The following is a 14,780-nucleotide window of genomic DNA, read 5'->3' as shown; positions in this document are numbered from 1 at the left end:
TCCGGACCGGGGAAGCCGCCTCAATTCGCAGCGGCTGCGACTCGCCAGATTGAGCAGGAGACGTACTTCATGACGCGTGGAGAGATGCTCGCCCGGGCCGTGTGTGACAGCGGCGAATTGCTCCGGCGGTATCTCGCCGGCTTCGATGATTCCAACTGCACCACCCAGGCGCCCGGCCTGCCCAATCACGTGGCGTGGTGCCTGGGCCACTGCGCCCTGACGATGCACCGCGCGGCCGAGCGGCTCGATGGTCAGGCGCTGCCCGAGGCCGACTTCATTGAGCGGGCGGATCGCGGCGATGCGCGCCGCTTTGGCACCGAGTCCGTCTCCTTCGACTCGCAGCCGACCGACGATCCGCAGCGCTACCCCGGCCTGGCGCGGAGCACAGCGATCTTCAATGCAGCCTGCGAGCGGCTGGCGCACGCCGCCCGCACCATCGAGGACTCGCGTCTGGATCAAACTGCCCGGTGGGGCAGAGCTGAGACCCCTCTTTGCAGTCTGATTTCGCGGATGGTCTTCCATAACGGCACCCATTGCGGGCAGATTGTGGACCTCCGCCGGGCCCTGCGGCTGGGCTCGATACTCGGCTGAGGGCCGCCTTTTCGCACCAAAACGCCCCGGCTGCTCTCTACCGCGGGCCTGACGTGTCCTACACTAACGCTGGCTTTTGGGGCGGCCCGATGTGCCCACCGGTCCGGGCGGGCAAACGGAGGGCCTCTCAGGTTCGGTTCCCGACTCCAGAGGCCGAACGGGTGGTTTGTCTCAGCGCTTTTCGGCACTGACGTGGCGTCAGGCAAGCAGTCGACCAGAAGAGGTCCATGAAGATGGCGCAAACCAAAACCCCATCCCGATCGCCCCGCAGCAAGAGCGCGGCCGCCGGCGCCGCGGCGCCCGTCGTGGAGACGCGGCCCGCGCCCGTCGCGCGCAACGGCCATCACGGCTCGCTTCACTCGGGCGCCTCGGCGGCCATTCCCACGTCGCCTGCGTTTGACAAGACCATGGCCGCCCTGAAGAAGGCGGGCACCGTCGCGAATCGCAAAGCGGCGGTCAGGCACGGCATCAAGGGCGAGTGCTTCGGCGTGAGCCCGGCCCAACTCAAGTCCATCGCGCGCAAGGTGCACAACGACCACGACCTCGCCCGCCAGTTGTGGGCGACGGGCAACCACGACGCCCGCATGCTTGCGACGCTCGTGGCCGATCCCCAGGCGCTGACTGCAAGCGAACTGGACCAGTGGGTGCGGCAGGTGGACAACTACGTGCTGGCGGATTCGTTCTCGGCGCTGGTGGCGCGGAGCCCGCAGGCCGGCAGCCGCATCGACCGCTGGACGCGCTCGAAGCGCGAGTTTGAGCGTCGTTGCGGGTTCGGCATCATTTCCGCCGCACTGAAGGACGGCGTGATGATCTACCCGGCCCTGCTCGACGCGGCGATCAACCAGATCGAGCGCGAGATTCACTCATCGGCCAACCGGGCCCGCGAGGGGATGAACCTCGCGCTGATCGCCATCGGCACGCATCACGAGCACCTGCGCGATCGCGCGTTCAACACCGCCAGCCGCATCGGCAAGGTGGACGTGGACCAGGGCGAGTCCGGCTGCAAGAACCTCGACGCCGTCGAGCAGATCGAAAAGTCGTTCAGCAGCAGGAAGACGACGCGCAAGAGCCGCAAGAGCGGTTGAGCGCTTCATCGCCGGTTGGACGATTCGCTCTGCAAAGCTCGAGCCAGCCGCAGCAGGTGTCGGCTTTGTTTTGTAGACATCATTGAAGCGGATTTTGGTCAAGTTCGCACAGGGAAGCGGGCATGAGCGAGTGCACGGATCCTCTGCGTAAGGAGACGCCTGAGAACGCCCGCGAGGAGCCTCTATTGCACCGCGCGGCCCGTCGCGGGGATCGTGATGCGATCGAACGCCTGATCGCTGGCGGTGCTGATCCGAACGCGCGCTACCGTGATCGAACACCTCTGATGACCGCGGCCGCATCGGGCGACGGCGCCACGGCCGAGACCGTGCGCGTCCTCCTGGCGCTCGGAGCCGACCCGGCACTGCTTCGACAAGGCGAATCGGCCGCGATCTATGCATGTTGCGTTCATGAGTGGTTCAACCGGACCGGGGGTGACGCGGCTCGCCTCACCCTGCTGCTCGACGCCGGCGCTGCCATTCCGCTGTCCGGTCGAACCGCCGCGCGCCTCGTCGCCACCGTCGCGGAGACGGGCGACGTCGATCGGCTCCGCGTATTGCTCGACCGCGGGCTCCCGGTAAATCCTGTGTGGGATGCCGACAGCGCGGCTCAAGAACATCGCCGCATGATGGAGCGGACGAAGGACCACAAGGCGACGCTCATGGCGCAATTGGAGGCGATGGGCATGCCGGAGGAGTTTCGCTCGGTTGCCGAAAACGTCGGTTCGAAGTTCGAGAAGCCGGCCGAGGCGCCGAGCCATTTCGAGATTCCCCTCTTTCAGGCGGCGAGCAGCGGATCAGCGGCCTGCGTACGCCTTTTGATCGAATGCGGGGCGCAAGTCGATGTCCGCGATGACGGCCGGCGCACGGCGATGTACTACGCCTCATCGCTTGAGATCGTCAAGTTGCTCATGCATCATGGGCTGTCGCTTGAGGAGAGTGACGACCTGGGATGGTCGCCGCTGCGCAGCGCGGTCAGCGATGGCGAGCTCGGCCTCGATCGCGTTCGCGCCCTGATTGCCGCCGGAGCCGATGTCAACGAGACCGATGACCGTGGCTACACCATCTTCATGTCAGCCGTCGCGTCGTCGGATCGCGACCTGCGTGTGATGAGAACGCTCGTCGAGGCGGGGGCTGATTTCCGCGCCGTTACCGAATTGGGCTGGAACGCCTTTCACGCCGCGATTGACGTGAGCGGCGAAGCAACCGAAGCAACCTCAGTCCGCGACACGCTCGGCTATCTAAAGGAACTGGGCGTAAACATCGAGCAGAAGAACCACCTCGGCGAGACCCCGCTCGCCAAGGCGGTATTTCTCGGGTACGGAATCGAGGTGCGGGTGCTCTGTGAACTTGGCGCCGATCCGAATGCCGTCGGCTCAAGCCACTGGTGCTGCGGCGGCGAGTGCGGACCGCCGCGCCCGCTCCTGTTCTACGTGGCGGACGGTCAGATCGATGCCGATGTGAAAGCTGAAGCGCTCCTCGCGGCCGGCGCTGATCCCCTCGCAGTCGACGAGAACGGGTATCGCCCGATCGACCACGCGGTGGCCCGGCTGTGCGCGCACGCGGCCGACTACGACCAGGCGTACGAGCACTTCTACACGAGAATCCCCCGGCCCCGCCTCCCGCGAGCCCTGCAGAACGATCGCTCCGCGTTCATCGCCGCCATCCGACCGATACTGAGCGAGTATGTCGAGTCGTTTGCTCGCTCCATCGACACAGCGATTGATGCGGGTGGTGGTCAGCCTTCGGAGAAGAACCGCGAGCTGTACAACACGGTCGTAGTTCTCGCCGCATATGAGATGTGGGCGCGTTTGCAGATGACTCAATGACAACGCCGCAAGTCTGCCTCGCTCGCGCTTCGGTCTGGTCGGCGCGAAGGCAGAACGATTATCGCCCCATCGGCAGCGTCGGATCGCCCAGGAGCATGAACTTCATCCCCTGGAAGAAGATGCTCGCGGGGTACCAGCCCTCGTCGGGCTGAATCGTCGCGAGGTTCTCCGCCTCGTAGTAGTGCGAAATCGCCGCGGTCCAGCAGTCGCCGATGCGCACGAGTGAACCGTCCTCTCGCTTTCGCGCCATCTCCGCTGAGAAACCATCCAGCAGCGTCAGCGCGCACGGCTGGCTGCCCGTATTGCAGCCGATGTACGCCACGCAGCCGCGATCAGTGCTGCGCAGAAAAGACTCGCCAAGCCCCGTGTGGTTGAAACGTCCCGTCGCGTACGGCGACGGCGGCGGCGGAGGAGCGGTGAACGCTTCGCCGCCGTTGGTCCCGGCATGCTCCGCCAGGTCGAGATCCGCATACGCCTCGTACGGCGGCAGCGTCGCAAACCGCGCCGTCGAGCAGCCCACCGAGAACATCACCGGCAACCGGTCGCGCGGTTCGATCTTCTCCAGCGTCGCGACGCTCAGGCACTGCTCCCACACGTTGTCGCTGCCGTGCCCCGCGTGGATGATGAGATCGACGCCGCTGTTGATCAGGTCGAGCAGTTGCGCCTCATCCGGCGGCGCGGGCGCGTCGGCCGCCGAGCCGGCGTCGCGGTAGTAGCGCCGCTCGATCGCCCAGTGCGGCTGGAGCCTCGCCGCCGTCTGATCCAGGTTGCCGCGCGCATCGACCCAGCCGCCGACCGCGATCAGCGCTGCCTCCGGCGCAGCATCATCCTGCTGCGCCTCCAGCGCCGCCTCGTGGCGCATCGATTTGTCCGCGACCGCCCGCGCCTCGTCGGCCGTGCTCACCGGCCAGCGTCCCAGCGCGATCTCAGGTCGATAGTCTACGTCGTCGAAGTTAATCGGGTCATCCTTGTTCTTCTCGCCGCGCACCTCGCCGAAGTAGCGGCTGTGGAAGTCATCCTTGCGGCTGTTCCAGTCGTCAAAGCTTCCATCGCGCCGCGCGAGATCGGCGTAGTACAGGTCGCTCGGATAGAACGCGTAGTCGAAGGCTGGGGCGGTGATGCGGTCGAGCACCATGTAGCGCACCGGCAGCACGTCCGCGTCGCCCACGAGCAGCACGTGCGTGATGCCCTCGCCCTTCCATTGCCCGTAGAGGAAGTGCTTGAGCCGCGCGGGGTCGTCGATCGTCTCGTCAGGATACTGCAGCGCCTCGGCCGCCCCGCGGCTGAGAGCATCGTCGAGCGGGATGAGGTCCACCGAGCCGAGCCGGTCTCGCTTGAAGGCTGCGAACTCCGCCAGCGCCTCGCGGAGTTCCTCAGGTGCAATGATCAGCAGGCGGACGGATTCATCGCGATCCGCCGCTGCGAGTGGTGAACTCTGCGGCCAGGCGGGCGCGGCCAAGCACATGACTGCGCCCATCGCCGCTCCTGCAGATGCTCGCATGTTTCTGCTGATGCTCCTCATCTTCATCGCTCTCTCCGCAGACGTTCGCTTCGACCACCCGGCACGCAAGAATAGTCAAGCCGCGGCCTTACCTGGCAAGCGGCGGGAGTTGAACATGAACGGGGCTGCGCCTCTGCACGTCGTGACCGGGGCCCTGGGCTACACCGGCCGCTCCCTGACCGAGCAGCTCCTGCAGCGAGGCGCGCGCGTGCGGACGCTGACGAACTCCCCCAACCGCCCGAACCCGTTCGGCGATCAACTCGAGATCCACCCTCTTGCATTCGATGCCCCGGCCCGTCTCGAGGAATCCCTGCGCGGTGCGACCGTCCTGCACAACACCTACTGGGTCCGGTTCAACCACCGCAACTTCACCTTCGATTCCGCCGTCGCCAACACGAAGCGACTCTTCGATGCCGCCGTCCGGGCCGGCGTGCCGCGCATTGTTCACGTAAGCATCCTTCACGCGGATGAAGCCGACGACCTCGGTTACTACCGCGGCAAGCACAAACTGGAAGAGGCTCTCCGCGCCACCGGCATCCAGCATGCCATCGTTCGCCCCGGCGTGCTCTTCGGCCGCTTCGATATCCTCGTCAACAACATCGCGTGGGTGCTCCGCCGCTTCCCCGTCTTCGGTCTCTTCGGCGACGGCTCATACACCCTGCGACCCCTGCACGTCGATGACATGGCCGCGCTTATGGTGGACCACGCCTACCGCACCGGCAATACGGCAGCCGATGCCGTCGGTCCTGAACGCTTCACGTTCCGCGAATTCGTGAGCACGATTCGCAGTATCCTCGGCGTGCGCCGATGGATCGTTCCCATGCCGCCCATGCTCGGCCTCGCCGTCGGCAAGTGCATCAATCCGTTCGTCGGCGATGTCATCATCACCCGCGAAGAAATCGCCGGGCTGATGCGCAGTCTGCTCGACTCCGATGAGCCTGCCGCGGGCCCGACCAGGCTGGCCGACTGGGCTCGGACCAATGCTGATGATCTCGGTCGGCGCTACGCGAGCGAGGTCGGTCGCCGCGTGCAGCGCGCCGTGTCGTATGATCAAGTGCGCTGAGGCTGGGGCACCGGGAGTTCTTATGGACCTTCGATTCAAGAAAACTGGGCGGATGAGATTAACGATGAACTCGCCGTCGAATTGGCATAAACCGGCGAGTCGCCGTTTTGTGCCGCTCCCGATCAGCTCGCAACCATCTGTCGCCGGTACCTCGACTCGGGACGCGATGGGCCGACGTACCCCTCGGTGAACACCTCGAACTCGACTTTCCCGATTCCCGATCGACCCGGCCACCATCCGCCCTATCCTTTCCCTTCACGCTCGGGGCGCCGCGGCAGTGAATGGAGTCGCGGCTGAGATGCACCCGTGGAACCTGATCAGCCAGCCGGGCCTTCCGCGCCCGGCGAACTGCGGAGGGAAGCGACGCTCATGCCCGGCGACACCGCCACACCCCTTGGTCTGCTCCTCGAACACGATCGCTGGGCCACCCGGCGACTGCTGCGCTACAGCAGCGAGTTGTCGGCCGCGCAATTTGAACAGCGCTTCGACATGGGCCTGGGCAACCTGCGCGACACGCTGACGCACATCATCAGCGCCATGCGCCGCTGGAACGATCGCATCGGCGCCGTTGAATTGAGACCGGGCCTGGAGGGCACCGACCAGAGCCCGCAGCAACTGCTGGCGCTGCACGACGAGGCCGCCGAGGCCCTGGCCGCGATCGCCCGCAGGGTGCTCGCTGAAAGCCGTTTCGAAGAGATGATGGAAGTCGAGTTCAAACTCGACAGCGGTGAAACGGAGCGATTCACCTTTACGCGCGGCATGGCGATCATGCACGTGCTCACGCACGGCACGCATCACCGCGCCCAGTGCATCTGGATGCTTCGCCGACTCCGGCCGGACATCGACCTGCCCGACTTCGATCTGATCGAATCCCAGATCATGCCTGGGGACGATTGAACAGCGCGGCACACGGCCAGCGCCACCTTTGATGGAGATGAGAATGACCACCACACCCAGCCGCAACGGACATACCGGGCTCTTTGCGCTGCCTCTCGACGGCGCGGCGAACCCATCGACGCACAGGCACGGCACGACGCCCGGCTCATTTGCCCGCTCGGCCGACGTCGGAGGCCCGCTCGCGTTCGCTTCGCCTGATACGCCCGGCATGCCCGCGCCTTCGGATAAGACCGCGTGGGATTTTCTGCCCGACCACTGGACGACGTGGATTGAAAGCGAGGCGGTCGGCGGTCCGGGTTCACTCCAGGCACGCTTTGCTCGCGCCTCATTCAGTGAAGCGCGCGGCGATACGCGCATCGTCGTATACCCGGCTGACTTCCAGCCGATCACACAACTCGAATACGCTCGCCTCGGCGTCATCACGCCCGAGATGAAGCGCGTCGCCCAGCGCGAGCCGCACCTGAGCCCCGAGCAGGTGCGCGATGAAGTCGCCGCCGGCCGCATGATCATCCCCGCCAACAAAGTGCATCTGGGCTACGAGCTTGATCCAATGGCCATCGGCCGCGCGAGCAAGACCAAGATCAACGCCAACATGGGCGCTTCGCCCGTTTCGTCCGGCACCGAAGAGGAAGTCGAGAAGCTGGAGTGGGCGGTGAAGTGGGGGGCCGACACCGTCATGGACCTCTCCACCGGAGGCAACCTCGATGAATGCCGCGATGCGATCATTCGCAACTCGACCGTCCCCATCGGCACCGTGCCGATCTACTCGATGATCATCGGCAAGCGTCTCGAAGACCTCGATGAGCAGACGATTCTCGAGACGCTCGAGTTTCAGGCCCAGCAGGGTGTCGACTACTTCACCATCCACGCCGGCGTGCTCCGCGAGCATCTGCCCTTTATTAAGAATCGCCTCATCGGCATCGTCTCGCGCGGCGGCTCGCTGCTCGCCAAGTGGATGCTCACTCACAACCGCCAGAACATCATGTACGACATGTGGGATGACATCTGCGACCTCATGCGCCGATACGACGTGTCGTTCTCCATCGGCGACGGCCTGCGGCCCGGCGGGCTCGCCGACGCCACCGATCGCGCCCAGCTGGCCGAACTCGAAACGCTCGGCGTGCTCACCGAGCGCGCCTGGCGCAAGGGTGTGCAGGTCATGATCGAAGGCCCCGGCCATGTGCCGTTCGACCAGATCGAATACAACATGAAGCTGCAGCGCAGGCTGTGCCACGGTGCCCCGTTCTACGTGCTCGGCCCGCTGGTGACCGACATCTTCCCGGGCTACGACCACATCACCAGTTGCATCGGCGCCACGGCCGCCGGCTATCACGGCGCGTCGATGCTCTGCTATGTCACGCCCAAGGAGCATCTCGGCCTGCCCAAGAAGGACGACGTCAAGCAGGGCTGCATTGCGTACAAGATCGCCGCGCACGCGGCCGACGTGGCGCTGGGCATTCCCGGCAGCCGCGACCGTGATGATGAACTGACCAAGGCCCGCGCCGCGCTGAACTGGCAGAAGCATTTCGACCTGAGCTTCGACCCCGACTTCGCCCGCGCCCTGCACGATGAAGATCTCGACGTCGATACCGACTTCTGCGCCATGTGCGGCCACGACTGGTGCTCGGTGCGCATCAGCAAGGAGATCCAGGAGTTCGCGTCCGGCAAGGAAGCGGACTATGCGTGGGACAAGCCGAAGATCAGCGAGGCGCTGAGCGCCGAGCAACAGGAAGTGCTGCGCCAGCGCGGCGTGCTGAGTCCGGAGGAGATTCATGCGCTGGCGGCGAAGACGAAGCGGGCGGTGGCGGGCAAAGCTCCCTCCCCCCGCTCAGCGGGCGATGGTCGAGGTGGGGGTTCTCCGGATGGTTCTTCCGAGCACGAAGCCGACCTCGCCCTGGCCAAACTCTCCTGCCACTCCGACTACGTCGATCCCGAGACCGCCAAACAGATCCAGCGCGAGCGGCTCGTGCAGATCAATACGAGTCAGGCGCACAACATCCCCAGGCATGACTCATTGATCTGATAGGGAGCCGGTTCGATCTGGATTCGGAGGGCTATCGCGGCGGAGAGAGGTCCTTGAGCCTGAAATGCTGCGGTGGCTGGATGAACTTCAGTCCCTCGCCGACGCGGGTAACGCTGATCCTCTCGCGGCCTACGGCGACGGCTACGTGCGGCGCGTGAGCGATGCATCAGCGCCTTGACTGCTGTCATGCCTCCGCCATCATTGTCCACACCTCCATGACTTGACGGGCAAATCAGGTCAACCCCAAAGGAGGTGCACAATGCAACCACAACCGAACCATGATCCGCGCCAGCACTGCGCCGACGATCACTGCTTTCCAGTGCTTTCGAACAGCAGGAACGGCCCGAACTCGAACCCATGAGCAAGCGCCGGCGCGGCTACCCGAGCGAGACGAACGTCAAGCGCGGCCGCCGCACGATCGCCACACCCATGGGCGAGAAGGAACTGCTCGAGAAGCTCGGCCGCAACGACCTCTGCCCGTGCGGCAGCGGCCTGCGGTTCAAGAAGTGTTGCCTGCGATCCGGCCGCTTTTGACGGCGCCAATCGCAGCGACTATTTCCGCGAGTGAACTTCACGCGGCGGGGCGGACTGTTCCGTCCCGCCGCCTCTTCATGCAGCTACGATCGCGACGAAAGTGCTAAGCCATGAGAGTGATCGGCACTGCTGACACACTGGAAGATCTGAAGCTCCGACTCAACCGGGACGGCGTCGCTCTCGCGGCGCGAGTCGTTCCGGAGGAAGCGCTCGCGCCATTGCGCGAGGAATTCGATCGAGTGATGGCCATGGATGGCGGCCGAGCTGGCGCTCGCTCGCCGCTGGATGCGTCCGGCCCCTTCCGCGCGTTGGCAGACACCTCGATGAGAGACATCGCGGTTGCAGTCTTGGGAGCGAGCGCATTCGTCGTCCGGTCGCTTCTGTTCGACAAGCGAGCCGGCGCCAACTGGGATGTCACCTGGCACCGCGACAGCACCATCGCGGTGCGCGAAAAGCGCGAAGCAGACGGCTACGGCCCCTGCTCCATCAAGGCGGGGGTCTGGCATGTGCGTCCGCCGGCGCGTGTGTTGGCGAAGATGCTTACTGCGCGATTGCATCTGGATGACTGCGACGAATCCAACGGCGCGCTGCTCGTCGTTCCGGCGTCACACCGGGGCTCGCCTGACCTGAACATGCCTGTGGATCATGGCGAGTGTCGGCGTCAGGCAGTCTATTGTCCGGTGCAAGCGGGCGGTGTGCTTCTGATACGCCCCCTGATCCTGCATGCATCAAGGAAGTCCATCAACAGTGCGCGCCGCCGGCGGGTGCTGCATCTCGAATTCGCCGCAGAGGCACTTGAATGCGGGCTGCGATGGGCTAACGCCTGAGGCACTCACCCCGGGCGCACGATCTTGATCAGCGCCTGCGTCTTGCGGCCTTGGGCTGCGGCCTGCACGCGGATGACTCTCGACCGGAGCGACTCGTCGACGTTCGGCACGAGCAGCGTGGCGACGCCTTCGCTGTCTGCCGTTGCGCTCCCCAGCAGCAGCGGCTCATTGATATCGAGCGTGACGCCGAGATCGGGAATCTCCGTTTCGCCGAGATCAGCCGTGGTTGCGTAGAAGTTCACCTGGGCGCCCGGCTCCATGCCCTGGGCGGTCAACTCGGCGGGATGGTTGGCGTAAGGCGTGGTCATGCTCAGCAGCGCCGCTTCGGGCGTCTTCTGCCGATACGCCCACCAGACGAGGCCCATCTTGTCGTAGCCGCGCGCGTTGGGGTGCAGGCCGTCTTCGAGATCATCCGGCCCGATGAAGCGGTGCATGGGCACGAAACGCGCATCGAATCCCCGGCGCTGCTGGTCGATGACGACAAACGGCGTCAGGGCGGCGTAGTCTTCGGTGATCTCCGCCTTGGCCGGGTCATCGGTGCGCAGGATAATGCTCGCGACGTAGACGCGCACCTGCGGATCAGTCTGAAAGATCGTGTCGAGCAGGCGGCGGAGTCGCTGGGCCGCGGTTCGCGCATCGGCGCCCGTCGAGATGTCATTGGTGCCGATGTGCAGCAGGATCTCATCGGGCTCGTAGCGCGTCATCCAGTCCACGATGTTGTTGTGGATGTTGTAGATGCGCCACCCTCCGTGGCCTTCGTGGTCCGAGTCGGCCAGCAGCGGCCGATCATTGGCCCAGCGCAGCGAGCCGACGAAGTCGATCGTTTCCCCGCCTTCATTGAGACGGTTGAAGAGCACGGTGCGATAACCACCCTCCGAGCCGTTGGTGATCGAATCGCCCAGCGGCATGAGTCGCTTGACTTGAGCCATGGCGGCAGAGGACAGCGCGATCGACGCGACAAGGAGTATGAGCGGGCGCAGCGCGAGCGGCGTTCGAATAGTCACGGATTCTCCCCGAGCAATGGCGGAAGCGAAGCAGGCGCCGGCGCGACTCCGCGCCGATCCAACCATACGGGACAACCATCGAGGTGGTTGCGGGTATTCCAAAGCCTCGCGCCGCGCCGCGATGATTGGGGCTGAAACCCGGCGCCGGCGCGCCCTACCCTTGACCGCCACTCCCCGGAGACAGAGATGTGCGGCTCGCAATTGAAACGCTGCGAATGGGCAAAGACTGACCTCTCCATTGCCTACCACGACGAGCAGTGGGGCGTGCCGACGCATGATGATCGCGTGCTCTTCGAGTTCCTCATTCTCGAAGGCGCGCAGGCGGGTTTGAGCTGGGAGACGATCCTCAAGAAGCGTGATAACTATCGCCTCGCTTTTGCTGACTTTGATCCGGCCGCCGTCGCCCGCTTCGGCAAGCGCGATGTCGCGCGCCTGCTCAAGGACCCGGGCATCGTGCGCAACCGCCTGAAGGTCGAGTCATCGATCAGCAACGCGCGCTGCTTTCTTGAGGTGCAGCGCGAGCATGGCTCATTCGACGCGTACATCTGGCAGTTCGTCGGTGGCGAGCCCATCGTCAATCGCCGTCGAACCCTCAAGGACATTCCGGCGGCGACGCCGCAGTCCGATGCGATGAGCAAGGCGCTCAAGAAGCAGGGGTTTCGGTTCGTTGGCTCGACGATCTGTTACGCCTACATGCAGGCGATGGGGATGGTCAACGACCACGTGATCGACTGCCATCGCTTTCCGAAGCCCAGCTAAGGCTTGTGCCTGGCGAATCAGGGCAAGATACGGTGGCTAAAAGGGATGAATGCATCCTAATAATTACAGGATGTCCCGTTTCGGAGTCCGTTCATGCGCATTCTGCTCATCTCCCCCGCCACGCCGCATACCTTCTGGAGTTTCAGCCACGTCCTGCCGCTGCTTCGGCGCAAGGCGGCGTTTCCGCCCCTGGGGCTGATCACCGTTGCCGCGATGCTGCCGCCCGACTGGCCACTCGAACTCGTCGATGTAAATCTCGCCGACGTGACAGACGAGCAGATCGCTCGCGCGGACTGCATTTTTATCTCCGGGATGATCGTTCACGCCGCTTCAGCCGCGCGGGTGATCGGCCGCTGCCGTGCCGCCGGCAAGAAGATCATCGCGGGTGGACCGCTGTTCACGACGGGGCACGAGCGGTTCGAACAAGTCGACGCGTTTGTGCTCGGCGAGGCCGAATCCGTCATGGAGCAACTCGTTGCCGACCTGCGCAGCGGCTCGCTGCGGCGGTTTTACCAGAGTGAGGCTCGGCCTGATCTGTCCACCACGCCGCTGCCGCGTTGGGACCTGCTGCACGTCAACGAGTACGCGACGATGCCCGTTCAGTTTTCGCGCGGGTGCCCGTTTGACTGCGAATTCTGTGACATCACCGCGATGTACGGCCGGCTGTCGCGCGTCAAGTCGCCGCCGCAGATGATCGGTGAACTCGAATCGCTGCTCGCCACCGGGTGGAAGGGCCCGGTGTTCATCGTCGATGACAACTTCATCGGCAATCGCGCCCGCGCCATGGAGTTCCTTGCCGCGCTCATCGACTGGCAGGCGAGGCGCGGCGTGCGCATCCACTTCACCACCCAAGCGTCGCTGAATCTCGTCGACCATCCCGAACTGCTCGATCTCATGGTGCGCGCGGGCTTCAAGCGCGTGTTTGTAGGCATTGAGAGCCCGTCGGATGAAAGCCTGGCCGAGTGCTCCAAGATTCAGAACCGGCGGCGCGACCTCGTCGGGGCCGTGCGCACCATCCACAACGCCGGGATGGAGGTCATGGGCGGGTTCATCATCGGCTTTGACAGCGATCGGCCGCACATCTTCGATCTGCAGCATCGCTTCATCCAGGAAGCCGGTATCGTGACCGCCATGGTCGGCCTGCTCACCGCTCTGCCCGGCACGCGCCTGTTTACGCGGCTCACGCACGAGAAGCGCATCGTCGGCCAGAGCAGCGGCAACAACCTCGACGTGGCGCTCAACTTCGTTCCGAAGCTCGACCGGCAGGTGCTCGTTGACGGATATCGCCGTCTCGTCAATGACCTCTATACGCCGCGCACCTACTACCGGCGCATCGCCACGTTTCTACGAGACTACAGGCCCTCGGGCCCGCCGGTGCGCATGCGCTTCTGCGAGGTGATGGCGCTTGTTCGTTCGATGTGGACGATGGGCGTCGTGGCACGCGGCCGTCGGCAGTTCTGGCTGTTCCTCGCGCGCGTTGCACTCTTTCATCGCAAGGCCTTTGCTGAGGCGATGGGGCTGGCGATTATCGGCTACCACTTCCGCAAGGTGGCCGCTTCGCTGTAGCGTTCAGACCAGCATCGCCGCGAGATCAAGCAGCGCGTGAAGAACCACCGCCGCGCCGACGCTGCCCGTCCGCTCGCGCAGCCAGCCGAACGGAGCCACGGCGGTTGTCAGCCCGTGCCACCAGGCAAAGTGAAATGAGCCGGCGAAATAGTCAACCGGGTTCAGCGCGTGGATCAGCCCGAACAGCAGCGAAGCGACGACCAGCCCGACGCCAAAGCGCGTGCCCAACACCTGCCACGGCCGGCCGAACGCCTCGTTGAGCCGCGACTGGACGTAGCCGCGAAAGAAGACCTCCTCGCCGAGAGCCGCGCCGATGAGGCGCCAGCCCATGTGCAGCGAAACCTCGGCAATCGATTCATCGCGCCAAGCCGCGAGGGCCAGCGGAGCCGCCACGACGGCCAGTGCAATGACGGCGCTGGCCCCTGCGAGCAGCCGCGGTCCGCTGTGGTGCTGGCGGCGAAGCAGCCACAGCACGAATACGGTGACCACGACGTTCACCGCGGCGATCAGACTCGCGCCGGCGGCGGTGAGATTCGCCGGCCGCAGCGCGAAGCCACACGCCATGAGCACCCCGCCCGCTGCGGCCAGAAGCACGAACGAGAGCACGCCCGCACCCAGGTTCAGCGGCAAGGGGCGCGGCGTCAAGCCCCAGGCGGCCGGTCGGCGCCGATGCAGCAACAGCATGACGACAGTCACAAGCACCATGGCCAGGCCGGGTGAGTAGTTGAGCCCGGCGCTCAATTCAGCCCTGCCGAGTTCGGTGAACTTCATGAATGAGCGGAACGCGAGGTGCACTAGCGCGAACGCGGCGAGCACTTCGACCAGCGCCAGAGCCCGGCGTCGAAATGCACGCGGGTGAGCCACGTCGACACGGTAGTGCGCGCGACCTCACTCCGCCGCTCCGGTGGCGGCAACGAACAACCGGCGAATCGCATCCGTGCGATCCGCCGGTTCCTGTGGCGAAAGAAAGGGTCGGTCGGGTGTAGGGGACCGGGTCGCGTGGGGGTGCTGCGGTCCCGACATCTTCCGCCCCCGACCCTTCGTGATCGGCTTTGGCGCGGCTGGGTGGAGCGAAACGGACCTGTAAGAAGGCCCCGGCCGGCG

At 65.1% G+C, this 14,780-nt stretch carries 13 protein-coding genes and 1 riboswitch; of the genes, 10 read left to right on the top strand and 3 right to left on the bottom strand.

The window, feature by feature from the left end; translation table 11 throughout:
* The first annotated feature begins 69 nt into the window (after positions 1-69).
* The 3 genes from IT430_07015 to IT430_07005 all read left to right on the top strand — a co-directional run bounded on the left by IT430_07015 (position 70) and on the right by IT430_07005 (position 3,502).
* Positions 70-591 carry a DinB family protein gene (locus tag IT430_07015; protein ID MCC6907672.1) on the top strand — a complete coding sequence of 174 codons (522 nt, stop codon included), beginning with the start codon at positions 70-72 and terminating at the stop codon, positions 589-591.
* A 227-nt stretch (positions 592-818) separates the two neighbouring features.
* Positions 819-1,676, top strand: coding sequence for a DNA alkylation repair protein (locus tag IT430_07010; protein ID MCC6907671.1), 858 nt, complete (start codon positions 819-821; stop codon positions 1,674-1,676).
* Between the two features lie 122 nt (positions 1,677-1,798).
* The gene (locus IT430_07005) at positions 1,799-3,502 is read left to right on the top strand and encodes an ankyrin repeat domain-containing protein (protein ID MCC6907670.1); all 1,704 of its coding nucleotides are present in this window, start codon (positions 1,799-1,801) and stop codon (positions 3,500-3,502) included.
* A gap of 58 nt (positions 3,503-3,560) precedes the next feature.
* Here the strand turns inward: IT430_07005 and IT430_07000 are convergent, their stop codons facing one another.
* Complete coding sequence (locus IT430_07000) at positions 3,561-4,979, bottom strand: hypothetical protein (protein ID MCC6907669.1); 1,419 nt, start codon at positions 4,977-4,979, stop codon at positions 3,561-3,563.
* A 139-nt stretch (positions 4,980-5,118) separates the two neighbouring features.
* Between IT430_07000 and IT430_06995 the strand changes: the two genes are divergently transcribed.
* From IT430_06995 to IT430_06975, 5 genes are all read left to right on the top strand, one after another.
* A complete protein-coding gene (locus IT430_06995; protein MCC6907668.1) occupies positions 5,119-6,066 on the top strand; it encodes an NAD(P)H-binding protein in 948 nt (315 codons plus the stop codon).
* 252 nt (positions 6,067-6,318) lie between these two features.
* A riboswitch (TPP riboswitch) is annotated at positions 6,319-6,442 on the top strand.
* Positions 6,436-6,963, top strand: a complete 528-nt coding sequence (locus IT430_06990; GenBank protein MCC6907667.1) for a DinB family protein — start codon at positions 6,436-6,438, stop codon at positions 6,961-6,963. (Overlaps the previous riboswitch by 7 nt.)
* A 208-nt stretch (positions 6,964-7,171) precedes the next feature.
* Complete coding sequence (thiC, locus tag IT430_06985) at positions 7,172-8,986, top strand: phosphomethylpyrimidine synthase (protein ID MCC6907666.1); 1,815 nt, start codon at positions 7,172-7,174, stop codon at positions 8,984-8,986.
* 357 nt (positions 8,987-9,343) lie between these two features.
* Positions 9,344-9,520, top strand: a complete 177-nt coding sequence (locus IT430_06980) for an SEC-C domain-containing protein (protein ID MCC6907665.1) — start codon at positions 9,344-9,346, stop codon at positions 9,518-9,520.
* A gap of 110 nt (positions 9,521-9,630) precedes the next feature.
* Positions 9,631-10,347, top strand: coding sequence for a phytanoyl-CoA dioxygenase family protein (locus IT430_06975; GenBank protein ID MCC6907664.1), 717 nt, complete (start codon positions 9,631-9,633; stop codon positions 10,345-10,347).
* A gap of 5 nt (positions 10,348-10,352) precedes the next feature.
* Here IT430_06975 and IT430_06970 read toward each other — a convergent pair whose 3' ends face one another.
* On the bottom strand, positions 10,353-11,351 hold the full coding sequence (locus tag IT430_06970) for a hypothetical protein (protein MCC6907663.1): 999 nt from the start codon (positions 11,349-11,351) through the stop codon (positions 10,353-10,355).
* 186 nt (positions 11,352-11,537) lie between these two features.
* Between IT430_06970 and IT430_06965 the strand changes: the two genes are divergently transcribed.
* Positions 11,538-12,110, top strand: a complete 573-nt coding sequence (locus tag IT430_06965) for a DNA-3-methyladenine glycosylase I (protein MCC6907662.1) — start codon at positions 11,538-11,540, stop codon at positions 12,108-12,110.
* A gap of 93 nt (positions 12,111-12,203) precedes the next feature.
* Positions 12,204-13,676 (top strand): B12-binding domain-containing radical SAM protein, encoded by a 1,473-nt coding sequence (locus tag IT430_06960; GenBank protein ID MCC6907661.1) that lies wholly within the window; start codon positions 12,204-12,206, stop codon positions 13,674-13,676.
* Between the two features lie 3 nt (positions 13,677-13,679).
* Here the strand turns inward: IT430_06960 and IT430_06955 are convergent, their stop codons facing one another.
* Positions 13,680-14,540, bottom strand: a complete 861-nt coding sequence (locus IT430_06955; GenBank protein MCC6907660.1) for a CPBP family intramembrane metalloprotease — start codon at positions 14,538-14,540, stop codon at positions 13,680-13,682.
* Positions 14,541-14,780 lie beyond the last annotated feature (240 nt).

The organism is Phycisphaerales bacterium (assembly GCA_020852515.1).
GTDB lineage: Bacteria > Planctomycetota > Phycisphaerae > Phycisphaerales > UBA5793 > UBA5793.
Note: the sequence above shows the minus strand (reverse complement) of the source record. Positions and strands in the feature narration are given on the sequence as shown.